Source organism: Sinorhizobium glycinis, from assembly GCF_001651865.1.
Taxonomy (GTDB): domain Bacteria; phylum Pseudomonadota; class Alphaproteobacteria; order Rhizobiales; family Rhizobiaceae; genus Sinorhizobium; species Sinorhizobium glycinis.
Window position 1 is genome coordinate 226,194 of the sequence record NZ_LPUX01000053.1, and the last position, 19,500, is coordinate 245,693.

Annotated in this window: 19 protein-coding genes; 13 read left to right on the plus strand and 6 right to left on the minus strand. The window is 63.5% G+C overall.

What is annotated here, in order from left to right:
- The first annotated feature begins 64 nt into the window (after positions 1 to 64).
- Together purM and purN are read left to right on the plus strand one after the other, a co-directional pair.
- Positions 65 to 1,135 (plus strand): phosphoribosylformylglycinamidine cyclo-ligase, encoded by a 1,071-nt coding sequence (gene purM / locus AU381_RS06010; RefSeq protein ID WP_064240858.1) that lies wholly within the window; start codon positions 65 to 67, stop codon positions 1,133 to 1,135.
- On the plus strand, positions 1,132 to 1,797 hold the full coding sequence (gene purN, locus AU381_RS06015; RefSeq protein WP_064240859.1) for a phosphoribosylglycinamide formyltransferase: 666 nt from the start codon (positions 1,132 to 1,134) through the stop codon (positions 1,795 to 1,797). Before purM ends, purN begins: the two co-directional genes overlap by 4 nt.
- Positions 1,798 to 2,095: 298 nt before the next feature.
- On the opposite strand, the gene AU381_RS06020 is transcribed toward purN, so the two are convergent.
- From AU381_RS06020 to AU381_RS06035, 4 genes are all read right to left on the minus strand, one after another.
- On the minus strand, positions 2,096 to 3,478 hold the full coding sequence (locus tag AU381_RS06020) for a virulence factor family protein (protein WP_064240860.1): 1,383 nt from the start codon (positions 3,476 to 3,478) through the stop codon (positions 2,096 to 2,098).
- Entirely contained in the window at positions 3,475 to 6,087 is a 2,613-nt protein-coding gene (gene mprF / locus AU381_RS06025; RefSeq protein WP_064240861.1) for a bifunctional lysylphosphatidylglycerol flippase/synthetase MprF, read from the minus strand. The genes AU381_RS06020 and mprF overlap by 4 nt, the downstream gene beginning before the upstream one ends.
- A gap of 95 nt (positions 6,088 to 6,182) precedes the next feature.
- Positions 6,183 to 6,779: an NUDIX domain-containing protein gene (locus AU381_RS06030; protein WP_064240862.1), complete on the minus strand. Its 597-nt coding sequence runs from the start codon at positions 6,777 to 6,779 to the stop codon at positions 6,183 to 6,185.
- A 59-nt stretch (positions 6,780 to 6,838) separates the two neighbouring features.
- Positions 6,839 to 8,971: a molybdopterin-containing oxidoreductase family protein gene (locus AU381_RS06035; RefSeq protein ID WP_064240863.1), complete on the minus strand. Its 2,133-nt coding sequence runs from the start codon at positions 8,969 to 8,971 to the stop codon at positions 6,839 to 6,841.
- A 68-nt stretch (positions 8,972 to 9,039) separates the two neighbouring features.
- Here AU381_RS06035 and AU381_RS06040 point away from each other — a divergent pair, with 68 nt between their 5' ends.
- The 4 genes from AU381_RS06040 to AU381_RS06055 all read left to right on the plus strand — a co-directional run bounded on the left by AU381_RS06040 (position 9,040) and on the right by AU381_RS06055 (position 11,825).
- The gene (locus AU381_RS06040) at positions 9,040 to 9,921 is read left to right on the plus strand and encodes a 23S rRNA (adenine(2030)-N(6))-methyltransferase RlmJ (protein ID WP_064240864.1); all 882 of its coding nucleotides are present in this window, start codon (positions 9,040 to 9,042) and stop codon (positions 9,919 to 9,921) included.
- A 154-nt stretch (positions 9,922 to 10,075) separates the two neighbouring features.
- Entirely contained in the window at positions 10,076 to 10,519 is a 444-nt protein-coding gene (locus AU381_RS06045; RefSeq protein ID WP_064240865.1) for a hypothetical protein, read from the plus strand.
- Positions 10,501 to 11,220, plus strand: coding sequence for a ribonuclease T2 family protein (locus AU381_RS06050; RefSeq protein WP_162273406.1), 720 nt, complete (start codon positions 10,501 to 10,503; stop codon positions 11,218 to 11,220). The genes AU381_RS06045 and AU381_RS06050 overlap by 19 nt, the downstream gene beginning before the upstream one ends.
- Positions 11,221 to 11,234: 14 nt before the next feature.
- Positions 11,235 to 11,825 (plus strand): glutathione S-transferase, encoded by a 591-nt coding sequence (locus AU381_RS06055; protein WP_064240866.1) that lies wholly within the window; start codon positions 11,235 to 11,237, stop codon positions 11,823 to 11,825.
- A gap of 72 nt (positions 11,826 to 11,897) precedes the next feature.
- Here AU381_RS06055 and AU381_RS06060 read toward each other — a convergent pair whose 3' ends face one another.
- On the minus strand, positions 11,898 to 12,536 hold the full coding sequence (locus tag AU381_RS06060) for an outer membrane protein (RefSeq protein ID WP_064240867.1): 639 nt from the start codon (positions 12,534 to 12,536) through the stop codon (positions 11,898 to 11,900).
- 370 nt (positions 12,537 to 12,906) lie between these two features.
- Here AU381_RS06060 and AU381_RS06065 point away from each other — a divergent pair, with 370 nt between their 5' ends.
- The 5 genes from AU381_RS06065 (at position 12,907) to AU381_RS06085 (ending at position 17,323) form a co-directional block, all read left to right on the plus strand.
- Entirely contained in the window at positions 12,907 to 13,671 is a 765-nt protein-coding gene (locus AU381_RS06065) for an SDR family oxidoreductase (protein WP_064240868.1), read from the plus strand.
- Positions 13,668 to 15,689 carry an excinuclease ABC subunit UvrC gene (uvrC, locus tag AU381_RS06070; protein WP_064240869.1) on the plus strand — a complete coding sequence of 674 codons (2,022 nt, stop codon included), beginning with the start codon at positions 13,668 to 13,670 and terminating at the stop codon, positions 15,687 to 15,689. The genes AU381_RS06065 and uvrC overlap by 4 nt, the downstream gene beginning before the upstream one ends.
- A 320-nt stretch (positions 15,690 to 16,009) precedes the next feature.
- Positions 16,010 to 16,597 carry a CDP-diacylglycerol--glycerol-3-phosphate 3-phosphatidyltransferase gene (gene pgsA / locus AU381_RS06075; protein WP_064240870.1) on the plus strand — a complete coding sequence of 196 codons (588 nt, stop codon included), beginning with the start codon at positions 16,010 to 16,012 and terminating at the stop codon, positions 16,595 to 16,597.
- Positions 16,594 to 16,854 (plus strand): molybdopterin converting factor subunit 1, encoded by a 261-nt coding sequence (moaD, locus tag AU381_RS06080; protein WP_064240871.1) that lies wholly within the window; start codon positions 16,594 to 16,596, stop codon positions 16,852 to 16,854. The genes pgsA and moaD overlap by 4 nt, the downstream gene beginning before the upstream one ends.
- Before the next feature lie 4 nt (positions 16,855 to 16,858).
- Positions 16,859 to 17,323 carry a molybdenum cofactor biosynthesis protein MoaE gene (locus AU381_RS06085; RefSeq protein WP_064240872.1) on the plus strand — a complete coding sequence of 155 codons (465 nt, stop codon included), beginning with the start codon at positions 16,859 to 16,861 and terminating at the stop codon, positions 17,321 to 17,323.
- 10 nt (positions 17,324 to 17,333) lie between these two features.
- Here the strand turns inward: AU381_RS06085 and AU381_RS06090 are convergent, their stop codons facing one another.
- Entirely contained in the window at positions 17,334 to 18,230 is an 897-nt protein-coding gene (locus AU381_RS06090) for a branched-chain amino acid ABC transporter permease (protein WP_064240873.1), read from the minus strand.
- Positions 18,231 to 18,390: 160 nt separating this feature from the next.
- Between AU381_RS06090 and AU381_RS06095 the strand changes: the two genes are divergently transcribed.
- The gene (locus tag AU381_RS06095) at positions 18,391 to 18,951 is read left to right on the plus strand and encodes a CGNR zinc finger domain-containing protein (protein ID WP_064240874.1); all 561 of its coding nucleotides are present in this window, start codon (positions 18,391 to 18,393) and stop codon (positions 18,949 to 18,951) included.
- Positions 18,948 to 19,451 carry a hypothetical protein gene (locus AU381_RS06100; protein WP_064240875.1) on the plus strand — a complete coding sequence of 168 codons (504 nt, stop codon included), beginning with the start codon at positions 18,948 to 18,950 and terminating at the stop codon, positions 19,449 to 19,451. The genes AU381_RS06095 and AU381_RS06100 overlap by 4 nt, the downstream gene beginning before the upstream one ends.
- The last annotated feature ends 49 nt before the right edge of the window (positions 19,452 to 19,500 follow it).

Here is a 19,500-nt window from a genome sequence, read left to right on the forward strand (position 1 = left end):
TTGCACTCCTCAGCTTACCGTGCCAATCGCATCCGCAAAATACGACGAGCCTTGGAGAACGAGCATGAGCCAGTCGGGAAAGAACGGCCTCACCTATAGCGACGCGGGCGTGGATATCGATGCCGGCAACCTGATGGTCGAGAAGATCAAGCCGCATGTGCGCTCCACCCGGCGTCCCGGCGCCGACGGCGAGATCGGCGGTTTCGGCGGCCTCTTCGATCTCAAGGCGGCCGGCTTCACCGATCCGGTCCTGGTCGCCGCCAATGACGGCGTCGGCACCAAGCTCAAGATTGCCATCGACGCCGACAAGCACGACACGGTCGGCATCGACCTCGTCGCCATGTGCGTGAACGATCTTGTCGTGCAGGGCGCCGAACCCTTGTTCTTCCTCGACTATTTCGCCACCGGCAAGCTCGATCCCGACCAGGGCGCGGCGATCGTCGCCGGCATCGCCGCCGGCTGCCGCGAGGCGGGCTGCGCGCTGATCGGCGGAGAAACGGCCGAAATGCCGGGCATGTATTCGGGGGGCGATTACGACCTCGCCGGCTTTGCCGTCGGTGCGGCCGAGCGCGGTCAGCTTCTGCCGGCGGGCGACATTGCCGAAGGGGACGTCATCCTCGGCCTCGCCTCCTCCGGCGTGCATTCGAACGGCTATTCGCTGGTGCGCAAGATCGTCGCCGTCTCGGGCCTCGGCTGGGACGCGCCGGCACCCTTCGGCGAGGGCACGCTTGCCGAAGCGCTGATGACGCCGACCCGCATCTATGTGAAGCCGCTTCTGAAGGCGATCCGCGCCACCGGTGCGATCAAGGCGCTGGCGCACATCACCGGCGGCGGATTCCCGGAAAACATTCCGCGCGTCCTGCCGAAGCATCTCGCCGCCGAGATCGACCTCGACGCCATCAAGCCGCCGGCCGTTTTCTCCTGGCTGGCCAAGACCGGGGGCGTCGCCGCCAACGAGATGCTGCGCACGTTCAATTGCGGCGTCGGCATGATCGCCGTCGTACCGGCGACGGAAGTCGACAAGGTCGCGGCGGTGCTTGCCGGCGAAGGCGAAGCAGTCTTTACCCTCGGTCGCATGGTAGCGCGCCAAGAGGGTGCGCCGGGCACCATCTACAAGGGCAGCCTCACCCTATGAGCCTGACCCCCGCCAGGAAGAAAAAGGTCGTCGTCTTCATCTCGGGCGGCGGCTCCAACATGCTGTCGCTGGCCCAGGCCGCGGCCGCACCGGATTTCCCGGCGGAGATCATTGCGGTCATCTCCGACAAGGCGGAGGCCGGCGGCCTCGCCAAGGCGGCAGCACTCGACATCGCGACATCCTCTTTCGTGCGCAAGGACTTCCAGAGCAAGGAATTGCACGAGGCGGCGATCCTCGCGGAACTCGACCGGCTCCAGCCGGACATCATCTGCCTTGCGGGCTACATGCGCCTCCTGTCCGCCGCCTTCATCCAACGCCACCAAGGCAAGATTCTCAACATCCACCCGTCGCTGCTGCCGCTCTTCCCGGGGCTCAATACGCATCAGCGTGCGCTCGAGGCGGGCATGAAGCTCGCCGGCTGCACCGTGCATTTTGTCACCGAGGCCATGGATGACGGCCCGATCATCGCCCAGGCCGCCGTTCCGATCATTGCCGGCGACACGCCGGAAATGCTTGCCGCGCGCGTTCTGACCGTCGAGCACAAGACCTATCCACTGGCGCTCAGGCTGGTCGCCGAGGGTAAGGTGACGATGCAGGAGGGACGCGCCGTCAGCCACGCGGTCGGCGAAGCCTCGGGAACGCTGATTTCGCCAGCCATCTGATGCGCCCGGCTCTGTTCCCACGCCCTGTCGCGTATTGTAGCTAACCCCCCTCTGCCCTGCCGGGCATCTCCCCCGCAAGGGAGGAGATTGGCAAACGGCGATGTCCCGTTCGTCCGCTACACGTTTGCCGTGATTGAAGCGTGACTTTCGAGACATTGAACTTAAGGGCAGATCGGCGCCTCTGGCGAATCTCCCCCCTTGCGGGGGAGATGCCCGGCAGGGCAGAGGGGGTGCTATGCCCCTCCCCGCGACACTGGTTGTTGTCCGACCGACTACGTAGGCGCGCCGTAAGCACCGCTCACTTCGCCGCCGCGAGCCTGCGGTCCAGACCATCAAGGACGCGCCGCGTCAGGGCCGGATAATCCTCGTCGAAATGATGACCGCCCTCGATCGCAACCACGTCCGCGCCGGAGGATTTCAGTTCCGGACAGGCGTCGTCCTCCTCTTCGGTTCCGTAGAAGCACTGGAGCAGCGACGGATCGATCGCCTTGATGTCGTCGACAGGGTCTCCCGCGCTCCCCGCCCCTTCCGCGCCGAGCCACCCGAGGACGGAGATCTTGAAGTCGGCCTGATGCGACAGCGCCATGAGGGTCACCTGGCGGACGCGCGCCCTTTCGGCGGGGGGCAGGAGGTTGTAGGTGCGCGGCAGGATATCGGCGCCAAACGAATAACCGATCAGCAGCACGTTGCGGACATTCCACCGCTTGCCGTAATAGCCGATGATCCGCTGAAGATCGCCGGCGGTCTCCTGCGGCTGACGCTCCGCCCAGAAGTAACGCAGCGAATCCACGCCGACGACCGGAACACCCTGCTGCTGCAGGACATTGCCGACCTCCTTGTCGATATCGCGCCAGCCGCCATCGCCGGAATAGATCACCGCCATCGTGTCGCGGCTCGGCTTGGCGTCGAGAATCGTCAGCGGCAGGCCGAACGGATTGTCGCCTTCGTCATCCTCGCCCAGATAGCCTGAGAGGGCGTCGGACAATGCTGCATAGGCATCGTCGTCGGTATCGTCGGTCGCGATCTCCGAATGCTTCTGGACGAGCGCGGCGACATGGTCGCGGCCGTCCGCAGACGCTGCCGGGGAAAAGGTGACGGCCACCGGGTCGGGCAAGGCTCCATCGGACAAGCCGTAGACCATGCGGTCGTCCTTCCGCGTCTTCTCCGCCGGCGTGCAGAGCTGCTTCGTCAGGGCTATCCCTTCTTCGGGATCGATCGCGAGCGTCCTGCCGATCGTTGCAGCGGGCGATTGCGCGGCGATCGCCAGGGCCATCGCGCCACCGGCGCCCACCCCTGCAACGATTGGCGGACGATAGGCACCGGTGCCCGCCGCGCGCTGCACCTGCTGGCTCAAGGATTCGATGTCGGAGACTGTATAGATGCAGTCGCCGTCATCCTTGGCGAGGGACGCCAGATAGGCCTTGAGGTCGATCCCGATGACGATCGCGTTCTCGTCGGAAAGCGAGCGAGCCGCGGCATCCTCCTTCGCCGTCCAGCCGCCGGCATCCGAAAGCAGCACTATGAGTCCCGTCGCTGCTTGCTTGGGGAACAGGATATGCGGCGACGGGATCGTGCCCGTGTCGAACTTCTGCAATTCATCGGCCGCGGCCGGGAGGCTGACCGCCGCCGCGAGCAGTGTCGCAAAAAACGCGCCCTTCCAGATCTTCCCCGTGAGGCTCATTTCCTTATCACTCCCTTGAGGCCGCCGCCGATCAGGAATGTCGCGTCCATCAGCGCCAGGATCGGGTTGAGCCCGCCGCTCGCGACAAGATAGCGTGGCTGCCAATGCGGATGGAATTTGGACTTGAAGGCGCGCAGGCCCCTGAAGTTGTAGTAGCGCTCGCCGTGCTCGTAGAAAGTCCGGCCGGCGCGGTCCCAGACCGGTGCCAGCCGTCGGGACGACATGCCGGAGAGCGGCGCCATGCCGAGATTGAAGCGCCGATAGCCCTGCCCCTTCAGATATTCCATGAGCTGCGCGAACAGGAAATCCATCGCACCCTTGGGCGCTTCGGGCGAGAAGCGCATCAGGTCTATCGAACCCTCTTCCTTGGTTTGGGTCGTCAGAACATTGGCGAAGGCGACAATTCGACCATCGCATCTGAGGATCGCGACCGGCTGTGTCAAGATATAGTCGGGATCGAAGGCGCCGAGAGAAAAGCCCTTCTCGCGCGCGCTGTGGTGCGCGAGCCAGGCATCGGATATCTCCGCAAGTTCCGGCAGGATCGCCGGCACATCCGTGGGTTCGACCACGGAGAATTCCAGCCCATCCCGCAGGCCGCGGCTGACCTGCTGGCGCAGGTTCGCCCATTTTCCGCCCCTCATTTCGAACCGCTCGAGGTCGACGTCGGCGAGCTCGCCGAGGCGGAACGCTCTCAAACCCGCATCGGCGTAATAGGCGAGTCCCCTCGGCGAGACCTGGTAGAAGACCGCACGGCAGCCGTTGGAACGCGCCGTCTCGATGAACTGCCAGATGAGATCCGGCCAGGCATCCACGGGGCCGACGGGATCGAAAAGCGCGATCCAGGAACGCGCCCGCCGGCCATACATGATGAATGCGCGTCCATCGGAGGAGAACATGATGCTCTTGTCGCCCATGCGCACCAGATTGGCATCCGACATGTCCTGGGCGTCGACGATGGCGAGGGCGCGCTCCAACTCCTCTTCGGATGCCGGCGCAATCGCCGTCGTGGCCGGCCGCATGAGGCTCCAGATCGCCACGGCGGTCGCGCCGATCGTTACTCCCAGCAGCGCGCGCAGCCCGCGCGGCGCCTCCGCCGAAAACTCGAACTGCCACCAGAGTTCGTGGCTGTACTCAACGTTTCGATAGACGAAGAGCAGAACGACATAGGCACCGAGGCAGATGACGCCCATCGCCATCAGCCAGGGGGCTGTCAGCGCCTGCCCGAACAGCGAGGCCGGGCGAACGAACAGCCGGCGGCTGGCGATGAGCCCGAGGATGAAGAAGGCAAGCATCCCTGCCTCCACCAGCGCCACCGCCTTGGCAAGCGACAGCAGAAGAGCGGCGAGCGCAATGACGACCGACGCCCACCAGGCGCCGTCGAGCCGCAGCGCCAAACCGCGCGCGACGATGACCAGAGCCAGACCGAGCAGGCTTGCGAGGAAGTGCGCCCCTTCGACGATCGGAAGGGAGACATGGCTTGCAAGGAATGCAAGGTTCTCGTCCGGGGTCGGCGTGACGCTCGAAAGCACCAGCATGAGGGCGAGCACGAGAGCGAGAGTCGCAAGCAGAAGCGGCGCCATGCGACCGCCGGCGCGGCGCAGGCTGGACGCCGCCGGGTGACCAGCGAGCTGGCGGACCTCCATGCCGATGATCACGACGATGGCGATCAACAGCGGCAGCACATGGTAGATCAAGCGGTAGAGGACCAATGCCCCGAGGATAGCGTCGACATCGGCCGCGCGACCGAGCGTTGCCACGATCACGGTCTCGAAGACTCCCAGACCGGCCGGCACGTGGCTCAGCACGCCGAGGCCGACCGCCACGGAATAGATCGCCAGGAATGCCGGCCAGCCGATCGTGCCTGCCGGCAGCAGCACGTAGAGCACGGTGGCGGAGCCAGCGAGATCAAGCGCCGTCACCAGGAACTGGCGCGACGAGGTCCTGGTATCCGGCAGACGCAGGGTGAAGCGGCCAATGCTCACCTCGTGACCGCTTCGCGCCGCCACCATGACCGCCAGCATGCCGGCAAGCACGAGCACCGCAACTGCCCGCAGCCAGAAAGGATCGATACCTATCAGCGGCGCGACATATTCCGCGACGACAAGCAGGCTCACGCAGGCGACGGCGGCAAGCCCAAGACCGAAGGCGAGCGTGACGAAGGCGATGACCCGGCCGATATCGTCGGGCTCCAGGCCGAGACGGGAGTAGGACCGATAGCGGATCGCGCCGCCGCTCAAGGGGCCGAAGCCCGCCGTGTTGCCAACCGCATAGGCACAGGCCGCCGTCAAGGCGACATCCATATAGGGAAGCTTGCGCTTGATGTAGTCGAGCGCGCCGACGTCGTAGAAGGTGAGTGCGAGAAAGCTCAGGCCGGTGAACAGGATGGCGGTCGCCACGGCGGTCCAGCTTGTGCCAGCCAGTGCTGCGACCACATCCCCATACTGCACCTCGGCAGTGAGATGGAATATCGCCGCCCCGAAGAGGGCTATTACGACGAGAGTGCCTGTGGCGGAAAGGTAACGCTGATGACGCCTCAGGAACGGCCGCCACCCACTCTCGGCCGTCTCGTCTTGCGCTTCAATTCCGCGGAGGGAGGAAGGGGACGTCATGGATCGCCCGTGTCGTTGAAGAGGACACGAGCGATTTACCGCACTAGGGCGCGGACAAAAAGTGAATAATCGGTAATGTATGCTGTATCAATAGCTTAACCTGCCAGCGCCGCCCGGTTCAGCGTGGCCCATTGCAGCAGCATGATCGTCTTGGCGTCGCAGATCTCGCCGGTGTCGATCATTGCGACGGCCTCGTCCAGGGCAATTTCAAGCACCTCGATGTCTTCCCCCTCATGGGCGAGCCCGCCGCCTGCCGCCACCTTCTTCGAGGTGTCGATGCGACCGAGGAAGAAACTCGTCCGCTCGGTTATCGAGCCAGGGCTCATATAGGCGTCGAAGAGATGCAGGACGCTCTCGATGCGATAGCCGGTCTCTTCCATAGCTTCGCGGCAGATCGCCACTTCCGGCGCCTCCCCATCGAGAAGGCCGGCCGGCGTCTCGATCAGATAGGCAGGCTCTCCCTGCAGAAGGACGGGAAGACGGAACTGCCGTACGAGCACGACGATCTGGCGCTCCGGGTCGAAAAGCAGGATCGTCGCGGCTCGGCCATGGTCATGCACCTCGCGAACGAGACGTGCAGTCCTGCCGTCGGACATCTGTTGCTCAAGGGTAACCTGCTCGAGGCTGATGAAGCCCTTCCAGAGAGACTGGCGATCGATGATCCGGATGCGCGGGTCGTCATGTGTTGTCATCGGTGAACCCTGGGTGGAAAAGTTTCGCACGCATGCTGGCGCGCGTTGCGAATGATTGATCAGGCCCTGCGCATCCAGACGCGATTGTCGTGGAAAGCCGCTCCGCCGTAGGGAGCAACCGAATCGGCGCCAGTCAGGACATTGATCCCCTCGCCGTCGAGATGGGCGCCGTTCGGCCAGAGACCCTCGGCAATCACGACGCCGCGGCGCGCGCCGCCGCCGATCCTGGCATGAAGCCGGATCTGGCCGCGGTCGTTGCCCAGCCTGACGACGTCGCCATTTGCAATGCCGAGCCCGGCGGCGTCCTCCGCATGGATCATCACCTCCGGGCGGCCTTCCTTCTCGATCGAGGAGGGCGTCTCGGCGAAGGTCGAGTTCAGGAAGGAACGCGCCGGTGAGGTTGCCAGCCGGAACGGATGGCTGTCGTCGGCGACTTCGATCAGATCGACATGGTCTGGAAACTCAGGAAGGCTGCCGTGCGGTCCCTGCGGGCCCATCGACTTCGGCGGCCGGTTCGGCGCGGGCGTGCCGGTCCAGTCGGCCTTGAAGCGGAACCTGCCGTCGGGGTGCCCGAAGCCTTTGAGGAAATGGGCCTCCTCGAAGTCCGGCTGGCAATCAAGCCATTTCCTCTCTTTCATCTCTTCGTAGCCGATCTCGTAATTGGCGAGCAATCGGTCGATGTGTTGCCGCTCCGACATTCCGAAACCGGCGCGATCGGCGACGCCAAGGCGCTTGGCCAGTTCCTCGATGACGAAAAGATTGGTGCGCACCGTCGGGGGCGGCTCGGCGATCTTCGGACCGAGCAGAATGTGCTGGTGTCCGCCGCCGCGGTAGAGATCGTCATGCTCGAGGAACATCGTCGCCGGCAGGACGATGTCGGCGAGAAGGGCCGTGTCGGTCATGAACTGTTCATGCACGGCGACGAAGAGATCGTCGCGCAGGAAACCCCGCTTCACCAGCCGCTGCTCGGGCGCGACATTGACGGGATTGGTGTTCTGGATCAGCAGCGCCGTCACGGGGCCGCGATGGCGTAGCGCCTCGGCATCGCCGGTCAGCACCCGGCCGATCTGCGATTGGTCGAGCATGCGCACATCGGGGTCGTGCAGCGCAGTGCCGACAAGCTCGCGCTTGTCGAGCCTGAAAATGTCGTTGTTCGAATGGAAGGCGCCCCCGCCCTCATGCTTCCAGGAACCGAGCACGGTCGCAACGGACGCGGCTGCGTGGATCGCGACGGAGCCGTTGCGCTGGCGGGTGAAGCCGTAGCCGAGGCGGAAATAGGTTTTCGGCGTCGTCCCGACGAGCCTCGCAAAAGTCTCGATTTCGTCGACGGACAGCCCGGTGATCGCCGAAGCCCATTCCGGTCCGCGTGTCTCGAGATGCGCCTCGAGCCCGGCCGGATCGTCGGCGAATTCCGCCATATAGCCGCGATCCGCATAGCCGTCGCGGAAGGCGATATGCATGACGGCGCAAGCGAGCGCGGCATCGGTGCCGGGCTTCAGGACAAGGCCGAGATCGGCCTGCTTGACGGTCGGGTTGTCGTAGACGTCGATGACGACGATCTTGGCGCCGCGCTCCTTGCGGGCCTTGACCGCATGGGTCATCACATTGACCTGGGTCGCCACCGCATTGGTGCCCCAGATCACTACGCAATCGGACTTGGCCATTTCGCGCGGGTCCGGGCCGCGCAAGGCTCCCGTCGCCATGGTGAAGCCGGTCCAGGCCATGTTCGTGCAGATCGAGCCGAAGAAGCCGGAATAGCGCTTGGCATGGCGCAGGCGTTCGATGGAATCGCGCTGCACCTGCCCCATGGTGCCGGCATAGAAATAGGGCCAGACCGCTTCCGGGCCGTGCTTCTGCTCGGCCTTGACGAATTGGTCGGCGATCTCGTCGAGCGCGGCCTCCCAGGAGATTTCCTGCCAGTTCCCCTCGCCCTTCGCGCCGGTGCGGCGCTGCGGCACCATCAGCCGCCCGGGATGGTAGATGCGCTCGGTGTAACGCGCCACCTTGGCGCAGATGACACCGGCCGTATAGCTGTTTGCGGCGGCGCCGCGGACACGGCCGATCCGCCCCTCGGCGGTCAGGTCGACTTCCAGCGCGCACGCGGAGGGACAGTCATGCGGACAGACCGAGTGGCCGACCGATTTTTCTGCTCTGATGGGGGTCGCAACGTTCATGGCTTTTCTATATGGCATCCGCCAGGGGGCTCAAAGTCCCATTCGTCACCCATCGAAACAATTGATCGCAGCCATCGGCGGCTCTTATGAATTATCGGCACATCTATCACGCGGGCAATTTCGCCGATGTCCTGAAGCACGCGGTGCTGGCCCGGCTTGTCACCTACCTCAAACAGAAGGACAAGGCCTTCCGGGTGCTGGATACCCACGCCGGCATCGGTCTTTACGACCTCTCCAGCGACGAGGCACAAAAGACCGGCGAATGGCGCGACGGCATCGGAAGGCTGGTCGAAGCCGAACTCCCTCCCCCCGTAGCCGCCATTATCGAGCCCTATCTCGCGGCCGTGCGCGATCTCAACCCGCAGGGTGGGCCGGGTGGCGGCATCACGCACTATCCCGGCTCGCCCAAGCTGGCCCGCATGCTGTTTCGGCCGCAGGACCGGCTCTCGGCGATGGAACTGCACCCGGACGATTTCGAGACGCTGCACCGGCTGTTCGACGGCGATTTCCAGAGCCGGATCACGCAGCTCGACGGCTGGTTGGCACTCGGCGCGCATCTGCCACCGAAGGAAAAGCGCGGCCTTGTCCTCGTCGATCCGCCCTTCGAGAAGGACGGCGAATACGAGCGGCTGGCCGAGGGGCTCGCCAAGGCCTATCGGCGATTTGCCGGCGGCATCTACTGCCTCTGGTACCCGCTGAAGAAGGGCGCACCGGTCAAGGAATTTCACGACGCCCTGAAGGCGCTGGAGATCCCCAAGATGCTTTGCGCCGAGCTCTCGGTCCGCAGCGATCGCGAGATAACGGGGCTAGCAGGATCGGGTCTCGTCATCGTCAATCCGCCCTATACGCTCAAGGCCGAACTCGACATCCTGCTGCCGTTCCTGAAGGAACGGCTCCGCCAGGATCGCTTCGCATCGGCACGCTGCTTCTGGCTGCGTGGCGAAGCCGCTCTCAACCGAGGGCCTTGACGCGCCGGGCCACGTGGCTTCAATCTCTACCGCATCGGCCCGAAAATCGGAATCGATTTTCGGAAAGCACGATGCGTAGATTCAAAGTGTTACAGCGTCCTTTGCGCGTCTGAAAGCACGCGCGGCGCTGTAGAGACGATTCAGGGAGGTAGCCATGACTTGCAAGCTTGCCGCAATGCTTCTCTTCTCGCTTTCGCTTGCCGCCGGTGCGGCCAATAGCGCCGCGGCCGCTGACTTTGCAGAGGTACCCGTCGCGCGCCACACCCTCGACATCGGCATTTGCGACGACCCGTCCGTACTTGGCTTCATCACACGGCGCTTCGACTACAAGGCTGCTAACTATCTTCATGCGAACCTCGCCATTGCCGAAATTCGCGAGATGGGCCAAAGCCGCTTCGAGCCGCGCGACTATACGCATCTGGTCGAACGCGAATATTGCTACGCGACGGCAGTGATGAGCGACGGCGATCGGCGTCCGCTCTGGTATCTTATCGAGCGGCCCTGGGGCTTTGCCGGCGTTGGCCGCAACATCGAGTTCTGCATCGGCGGCCTCGATCCCTGGTACGTCTACGGCGCGCATTGCTCCTCGCTTCGTTGATTTCCGCAAGCAAACGGCTACTGTCGGCGTTCCTGGCCCTGCTGGCGATCACCGGCTGTAGTGACGAAGGTGACGAGAAACCCGGCTTCGGGACGGTGGCCCCCGCAGGTGCCGCATCGGCCAGCGTTCCAATCGGCAAGGGCTTCGACTTCTATGTGCTTTCGCTATCCTGGTCGCCGACGTGGTGCCGGGCCAATGACCCAAAGGGAAGATCGGAACAATGCGAGCGTGGTCGTGGTCTGATCGTCCACGGCCTGTGGCCGCAGAATGAACACGGCTATCCGCAATTTTGCCCGACAAGGCAATCGGATCGCGTGCCGGAATCGCTGGGGCGGCAATATCTCGACATCGTTCCGTCGATGGGCTTGATAGGCCATCAATGGCGCAAGCACGGCACCTGTTCCGGCCTCACCCAGAGCGACTATTTCGCCGTGACGCGGGCGGCGCGCGAGCGCCTTGCCCTCCCTGCTGAACTTGCTTCCACAGGTGAATCGCGTGACCTCTCCGTCGCCTCGATCGAGACGGCATTCGCAGCGAAAAATCCCGGAATGACCAAAGAGATGATCGCTGTGACCTGCGAGGGCCGGTTGATCGAGGAAATCCGGATCTGCTTCGACAAGGAATTGCGTTTCAGGGCCTGCCCTGAAATAGATCGCCGCGCCTGCAGACGGGACGCGGTGCTACTCCCGGCCGCACCATAAGAACGGAAAGACGAATGAAGATCCTCTACTCACCCGCCTCGCCCTATTCCAACAAGGTCCGGATGGCCGCCCATTACGTCGGGATCGCTGCGGAGAGCGTCCTGACGGACACCAACGCCAGTCCGCCCGAACTGACCGACAACAATCCCCTCGGCAAGATCCCGACGCTCATCACTGCCGACGGCCAGTCGGTCTATGACAGCCGGGCGATCATGCATTTCCTTGACCGCGAGACCAAGGGAAAGCTCTATCCGAAGAATGCCGGGAAGCGCACCCAGGTCGAGATCTTCGAGGCGCTCTGCGACGGCATATGCGACAGCCTCTTGGCGATCGTCTACGAAAAGCGCTTCCATCCGCCGGAAAAGGTGCATCAGCCCTGGATCGATCGGCAATGGGAAAAGGTCGAACGGGGGCTCGACCATCTCGAAGCCAACCTGCCGAAGACCGGCGGCAAGCTGAATGCCGGTCATTTCGCCCTCGCCGCCACGCTGCGCTATATCGAGCTGCGCTTTGCCGGCGAGTGGCAGAAGGGGCGGCCGAAGCTCAAGAACTGGCCCGCCAAGTTCGAGAAGCACTTTCCCGACTACTCGAAATTCAGGGCCTGATGGCACGGCCTCAAATTCATGCCATGAAAAAGGCCGGGTCGCCCCGGCCTTTTTCGATCCGTTTTGGGCGGATCAGAACTTGACGCCCATACCGAGGCGGACGCTGTGCTCGTCATAGCCGGACGAGACGGTCGAGCCGCCGGTGCGGAAGTCCTTGGAGGCATAGTCCGTGTAGCGGTATTCGACGCGTGCGGTGACGTTGTCGGTGACGAAGGTTTCGGCACCGGCGCCAGCCGTCCAGCCGACGAGGGTCTTGTCGTCAGAGCCCGTCGGGGTCGAGAGCTTGGCATTGCCGACGGCAAGGCCGGCCGTGCCGTATACCAGGACCGGATTCACATCGACGCCGACGCGGCCGCGGACCGAGCCGTTGAGGCCTTGCTTGACGCGGCGACCGCTGGAGTGCGAGTCGTTGCCGGCATAGTTCAAGTCGGCTTCACCACCGTAGACCATCTGGCCGTCCTGCACGTTGTAGCCGCCATAGAGACCGCCGCCAAAGCCGGCCGACGTATTGCCGCCGGTCGCATCGGCTTCGCCGTGATGCCAATTGGCCGTGCCGCCGACATAGGCGCCGGACCAGTTCTTCACGGCCGGCTCGGTGTATTCGGCAGCCGGGGCAGCCGGAATCTCCTCGACGGCGTCGGCGGCGTGAGCCGCCTGGAAGGCGACGAGGGCAATGGCCGAAGCCATGAGAGTGGTGGTGAGGGTACGCATACTATTCTCCTTTCAGACCGGCGTTCCGAAGCATCTCTTTGGCGTGCTTTATCGGGACACCGGGCATCTACAATCAACCCGTCCGGTTGACCGAAAATTGGACAGCAAATGCGGATTCTCAAGAGCCAAAATGTGAAATTTTAGTGGCGCAGGCGCGTCCAAAATTTGATGTTGCCTTGGCGACACAGAGGACTTATTAACCATGATTCAAGTTTAACCAAATATATACTATAAGAATAAAAGATAATTCAAATTACGCCGGTCGCGTTAATTTTTACGAAATCAATCGTCCGGGGAGTTTTTCAGCCCCGCCTTTCCAGCCTATATCTTTGTCCGATCGGATACAGGATTCGCGGAACGGGAAAGAACGTTGAGAAGGACATTGAAGGCGGCGCTGGTTACAGGCGGCGCTCGGCGCATCGGCAGGGCAATAGTTGAGGATCTCGCAGCCCACGGCTTTGCGGTCGCCATCCATGCGAACGGCTCGTTCGCCGAAGCCGAGGCGCTGGCGGCGGACCTCAGCGCGGCCGGCGCCAAGGCCGTCGCCCTTGAAGCGGACCTCACCGATGTGAGCGCGGCGTCGGGATTGATTGCGCAGGCGACTTCCCGCCTCGGCCCGCTCGATCTCCTCGTCAACAACGCCTCGGTCTTCAACAAGGACAGCCTCGACGAATTCGAAGACGAGGTCTGGGAGAGGCACTTCGCCCTGCACGTAAAGGCCCCTTCCCTGCTTGCCCGTGACTTTGCGCGCCAGCGTGCCGGCGACGTCTCCGGCCTTATCGTCAACGTGATCGACCAGCGCGTCTGGTCTCCAAATCCGCGTTTTTATTCCTATATGCTCTCCAAATCGGCGCTCTGGACGGCAACCCAGACGATGGCGCAGGCGCTTGCCCCCGACATTCGCGTCAATGGCATCGGACCGGGGCCGACGCTGCCGAGCGACCGGCAGGACCGGCGCGATTTCGAGGCGCAGGTGAACGCGCTGATCCTCAGGCGCGGACCGGCGCTGGACGAGTTCGGACGGGCGATCCGCTTCCTTTTCGACACGCCGTCGGTTACCGGACAGATGATCGCGCTCGACGGCGGCCAGCATCTTGCCTGGGAGACGCCGGATATTCGGGAGATAGTGGAATGAACGGGCGGACGCCCACGGACGGCGGCATCCTCTATGACGGCAGCGAAACCGACGACGAAGACGATCTCGTCGAGGTCGCGGAAAGCGAACGGCCGGCGCCCGCGGTGGACTGGGCGGAGAGCACGCCGGAGACACAAGGCCTCAAGGGCGCCGAACTGATCCAGGCCTTCGTCAAGCTGCTGCCGAACGGGCCGGGCGTCTACCGGATGTTCAACGAGGCCGGCGACGTGCTCTATGTCGGCAAGGCCCGCAGCCTGAAGAAGCGTGTCGGCAACTACGCGCAAGGGCGCGGTCACTCGAACCGGATCGCGCGCATGGTGCGCGAGACGGCGAACATGGAGTTCGTGACGACGCGAACGGAGATCGAGGCGCTGCTGCTCGAGGCCAACCTCATCAAGCGCCTGCGTCCGCGCTTCAACGTGCTTTTGCGCGACGACAAGTCCTTCCCCTACATCGTCGTCACCGGCGATAGCCGGGCACCCGCGCTCTACAAGCATCGCGGCGCGCGCAGCCGCAGGGGCGACTATTTCGGCCCGTTCGCCTCCGCCGGTGCGGTCGGGCGAACAATCAATTCGTTGCAGCGGGCCTTTCTCTTGAGGACCTGCACGGACAGTGTATTCGAAACGCGCACGCGCCCCTGCCTTCTTTACCAGATCAAGCGCTGTTCGGCGCCCTGCACGGGCGAGATCAGCGATCCGGACTATGCGGAACTCGTGCAAGAGGCCAAGGACTTCCTCTCCGGCAAGAGCCAGGCGGTGAAGGCGACGATCGCTTCAGCGATGGCCGAAGCGTCGGAGAACCTCGACTTCGAGCGGGCGGCGCTCTACCGCGATCGCCTGGCCGCCCTCAGCCATGTCCAGAGCTACCAGGGGATCAACCCGGCCGGCGTCGAGGAGGCGGACGTCTTTGCTATCCACCACGAGGGTGGCATTTCCTGCATCCAGGTCTTCTTCTTCCGCACCGGCCAGAACTGGGGCAACCGCGCCTATTTCCCCAAGGCCGATCCATCGCTCCCCGCAGCCGAGGTGCTGAGCGCCTTCCTCGCCCAATTCTACGACGACAAGCCGTGCCCGCGGCAGATCCTGCTCTGTGAGGCGGTCGACGAGCAGGAATTGCTCGCCCAGGCGCTGAGCGAGAAGTCCGGCTACAAGGTTTCGATCCTCGTACCGCAGCGCGGCGAGAAGAAGGACCTCGTCGAGCACGCGCAGGCGAATGCGCGCGAGGCACATGGCCGCAAGCTCGCGGAGACGGCCTCCCAGTCACGCCTGCTCGAGGGCTTCGCCGAAACTTTCAAATTGCCCCACACGCCGCGTCGGATCGAGATCTACGACAACTCGCACATCATGGGCACCAATGCGGTCGGCGGCATGGTCGTGGCCGGTCCCGAGGGCTTCGTCAAAGGCCAGTATCGCAAGTTCAACATCAAATCGACGGACATCACGCCGGGCGACGATTTCGGCATGATGCGCGAGGTCATGACGCGGCGCTTCTCGCGTCTCCTGAAAGAGGAAGGCAAGCCGGACCGCTCGGCCGAAGCGAGCGAGGAGGCCGCCTTCCCGGCCTGGCCGGACGTCATCCTCATCGATGGCGGCCAGGGCCAGATGACGGCCGTTCGCGCCATCCTCAAGGAACTCGACGTCGAAGACTGCGTGACGGCGATCGGGGTCGCCAAGGGCGTCGACCGGGACGCCGGGCGCGAGCGCTTCTTCGCCGAGGGCAAGGAAAGCTTCACCCTGCCGCCGCGCGATCCGGTGCTCTATTTCATCCAGCGGCTGCGCGACGAGGCGCATCGCTTCGCAATCGGCTCTCACCGGGCGCGGCGAAAGAAGGAAATGGTCAAGAACCCGCTCGACGAGATCGCCGGCATCGGCCCGACGCGCAAGCGGGCGCTTCTCACCCATTTCGGAACCGCCAAGGCGGTCTCCCGCGCCGGCATCAACGATCTGATGGCCGTCAACGGCATCTCGGAGACGGTGGCCCGCCTCGTCTACGAACATTTTCATGAAGACGCCAAATAAACGCACTACTGCATGTCTCCTTAAATCGACCTCGATTAAAGGACAGAGACATGCAGCAATTCAAAGTGCTACAGCGACCTTTGCGCGCCTGATAAGGCGCGCGGCGCTGTAGGGACGCAATTCAGACTGCGTTCAGACGAAATCCGCCAAATATGACATGCGTCGCGCAATGACCTGTTGACCTTGTGGTCGCAAAGTCATTCTGTACACCTGAAACCCGGAGAGCATGGGAAAAGCCATGCGATCCGAACAAGAAAATCGCGTCGATGACCCTAGATCGCGGGAAATGGGGGATTGTCGTGTCCAGAGAAACCGAGTCCATGCCAACGCCCATCGCCTACAGCGTCCCGAATCTGCTGACTTATTTCCGTATTCTCATCGTGCCGCTGATCGTGCTCTGCTTCTTCATCGAGGGCCGGCTGCACAGCTCCGATTTCGCGCGCTGGACGGCGCTCGTGCTGTTCGTCACCGCCTCGATCACCGATTTCTTCGACGGTTATCTCGCGCGCATATGGAAGCAGACGTCGAATATAGGCCGGATGCTCGATCCGATCGCCGACAAGCTGCTGGTCGCTTCGATCCTGCTGCTGGTCGCCGCGGATGGAACGATCGCCGGCTGGTCGATCTGGGCCGCGATCATCATCCTCTGCCGCGAAATTCTCGTTTCGGGACTTCGCGAATATCTTGCCGCGCTCAAGGTCAGCGTCCCGGTGACGCGGATCGCCAAGTGGAAGACCACCATCCAGATGGTGGCGATCGCCTTCCTGCTTGCCGGTCCGGCCGGCGACAAGATCGTTCCCTATATAACCGAGGCGGGCATCGTCCTTCTCTGGATCGCCGCAGCAATCACGCTCTATACCGGCTATGACTATTTCCGCGCCGGCTTGAAACACGTGGTCAACGAATGAGCACCGTGAACCTCGTCTATTTTTCCTGGGTGCGCGAGCGCATCGGCAAGGGTGAGGAAACGCTGGAACTGCCGGCGGGGGTCGTCACGATCGGCGATCTGCTGGGACATCTGAAGACCCTCGGCGCCGAGTATGAAGCGGCGCTCGAACACCAGAACGTCATCCGCGCGGCGATCAACCAGGAACATGTCGATCACGGCGAGCCGATCGCCGGCGCGCGCGAGATCGCGCTTTTCCCGCCGATGACGGGCGGCTGAGGCGATGGCCGCCCCGGTCAGCGTGCGTGTGCAACGCGAGGACTTCGATCTTGCCGCCGAGGTCTCCGCGCTCACCCGCGGGCGGGCGGACATCGGTGCGGTGGTCACTTTCCTGGGCCTCTGCCGCGACGAGGCAGGGTCTCTCGACGCGCTCGAACTCGAACACTATCCGGGCATGGCGGAAGCCGAGATCAGCCGCATCTGTCACGAGGCGGTGCAGCGTTTCGGCCTGCAGGCTGCGACGGCCGTTCACCGCTTCGGCCGCATCGAGCCCGGTGAGAACATCGTGCTGGTACTAACCGCTTCGTTACACCGCCAGGCAGCCTTCGACGGCGCCAATTTCATCATGGATTTCCTGAAGACCTCGGCGCCCTTCTGGAAGAAGGAACACCGCGCCGACGGCAGCGCCGGCGATTGGGTGAGCGCCAAGGATGCCGACGACGCGGCGCGCGAGCGTTGGAGCCGCTGAGCGAGCGCCTTCAGGGAATGACCTTTTCCCGGCGCGTCACCACGAGCACGATGACCAGAAATCCGAAAATCGCGAAATCCCGCCAAAGAATCGGGCCGTAGGCGCTCCACAGTGTTTCCAGGAGCCCGATACCGGCCGCGCCGAGGGCTGCATAGAGTGGCGCCGTTTGGCCGCCGATCGCTGCGATGAACAGCACCTTGACGCCGAAGCTCAGGCCCATGCCGAAATCCATATTGCCGTAGTAGGAAGCGGCAAGAATCCCGCAAAAGGCCGCAACCAGCGACGCCACGCCGTAGGCGAGAATGTAGACGGTGGACGGATCGACGCCACAAAGGGCAGCCGCTTCACGATCCTCCGACACGGCGCGCCAGTAGCGCCCGGCATAGGAATGGCTGATCAGGAAATGACCGCCGGCGACCAACGCTGCCATCAGTGCGGTATTCAGGAGTTGCACGACTGTCAGCGTCACGGGAAATTCCGGGTCCGGCCAGAAGACGATGACCTCGTTCAAAAAGGGCGGCAGCCAGAGGCTTCTCGTGTCTGATGCGAGACGCGCCGTTTCCATGAGCACGATGAGGCTGCCTAGCGAGGCGACGACCACTGCGTTCGCCGAGGAAAAAGCCAGCGGCCGCATGACGTAACGGCCAGCGGCCAGGCCCGCGCCGAGCCCGAAAGTTAGCGCCGCAACGGCGCCGACACCGAGGGCTGCCGGCAGCACCAGCCACAGCCGGTTCCAGCCGAAATCCGCAAAGAGCACAAAGATTTGCCCGGCAAAGGCGAAGAGCGCACCGTAGGTCAGATCGGCCCGCCGCGTCACGGCGAAGGCAATGGCGTAGCCAAAGGCGAGCGCCGCATAGAGCGCTGCCACGGGCACGGCGTTGGCGATCTGCTGAAGAAAATAGGCCATGACTTATCCGGTCGGTCGCGGCGCTCGGGATCGAAATGATCCAAGAGCGAAACCGCGTCAAATTCAATACGTGGACGCGGAGGCCAACTTTCCTCTGCGGCTCTAGTGACAGAAGCAATATAACTGGTAAAATGAGTTTTACTAGTTAGGATTTTTTTGCATGAGCTTTACCTGGACCGCGCATAGATTCTCAGGCGGCGCTTTGGCGCTGGATGTCGCAAATTCCGTGGTTCTGCGCTTCGACCCGCAGCGGCGGATCGATCGTTTCGCCGATGAAGCGGCGATCGACAGCTTCGCGGAAGCGGCCAATCTCCACGGCGCCGAGAAGGAGCGTTTCGGCACGCTCGGGCCGATAGGGCCCGGAAGGCGGGCGTCGCTGATCGGTTTGCGCGAGGCGGCGGACCGGCATTTCCGGGCGCAGGTGCTGGCCGAAGAACGGCCGGAGCTGCTCGCCGATCTGCTCGAGGCGATCGCCGCCGTGATACGTCAGCCGGCCCATAGCGGCCCGTCCATTGCCCTCGATGTGGCCACCGCGCAGTCGGCACTCAGCCTGGTTGCCAATCCGGAGCCCGATCGCCTGAAGATTTGCCCGAACTGCGAATGGCTGTTCCTCGACCGCAGCCGCAACAGGAGCAGGACCTGGTGCGACATGGCGGTTTGCGGCAACCGCACGAAGGCAAAACGCCACTACCGCCGCAATAAAGAGGGAAACCAGCCATGAGAAAAATCATTCTATCGGCGCTCGCCGCGGCAGCGATGCTTGCCGGCTGTCAGCGCGAGACCGGGCCGGACCCGCTGGAGCTGACCGGCAAGATGTTCGTATTCAACTATCGGCTGGCCTATGCCACCTATACGATCACGCTCAAAAAGACGGAACCGGTGCCGGACGGCAGCGTCGTCGTGGCGACGTTCGAGAACCCGGCCGGCGGCGAACCGCTGACGCTGACACGCAAGCTCTTCCCGAAGCTCGACAAGGTGGTGCTGGAGAGCCCCGATCTCACCTGCGTCAAGAAGGAAAGGCCTTATGCGGTGACGATCGAGGTCAAGGGTCCGGACGGAGCAACGCTGCAGAAGCTGGAAACGACGGTGATTTCCGACACCGACCAAAGTGTCTTGCCGGCAAGACCATTGGTCGTCGGGCCGGCCTATGACAAGAATCCGGAAGTCTTCAGGAACGGGCTGGCCCCGACGCATTTCGACACGGCCGCCTGCCCGGCATAGCTTCTGCACACTTTTGGGCGGCGTGCATAACAAAACCGGGGCGTCTCCG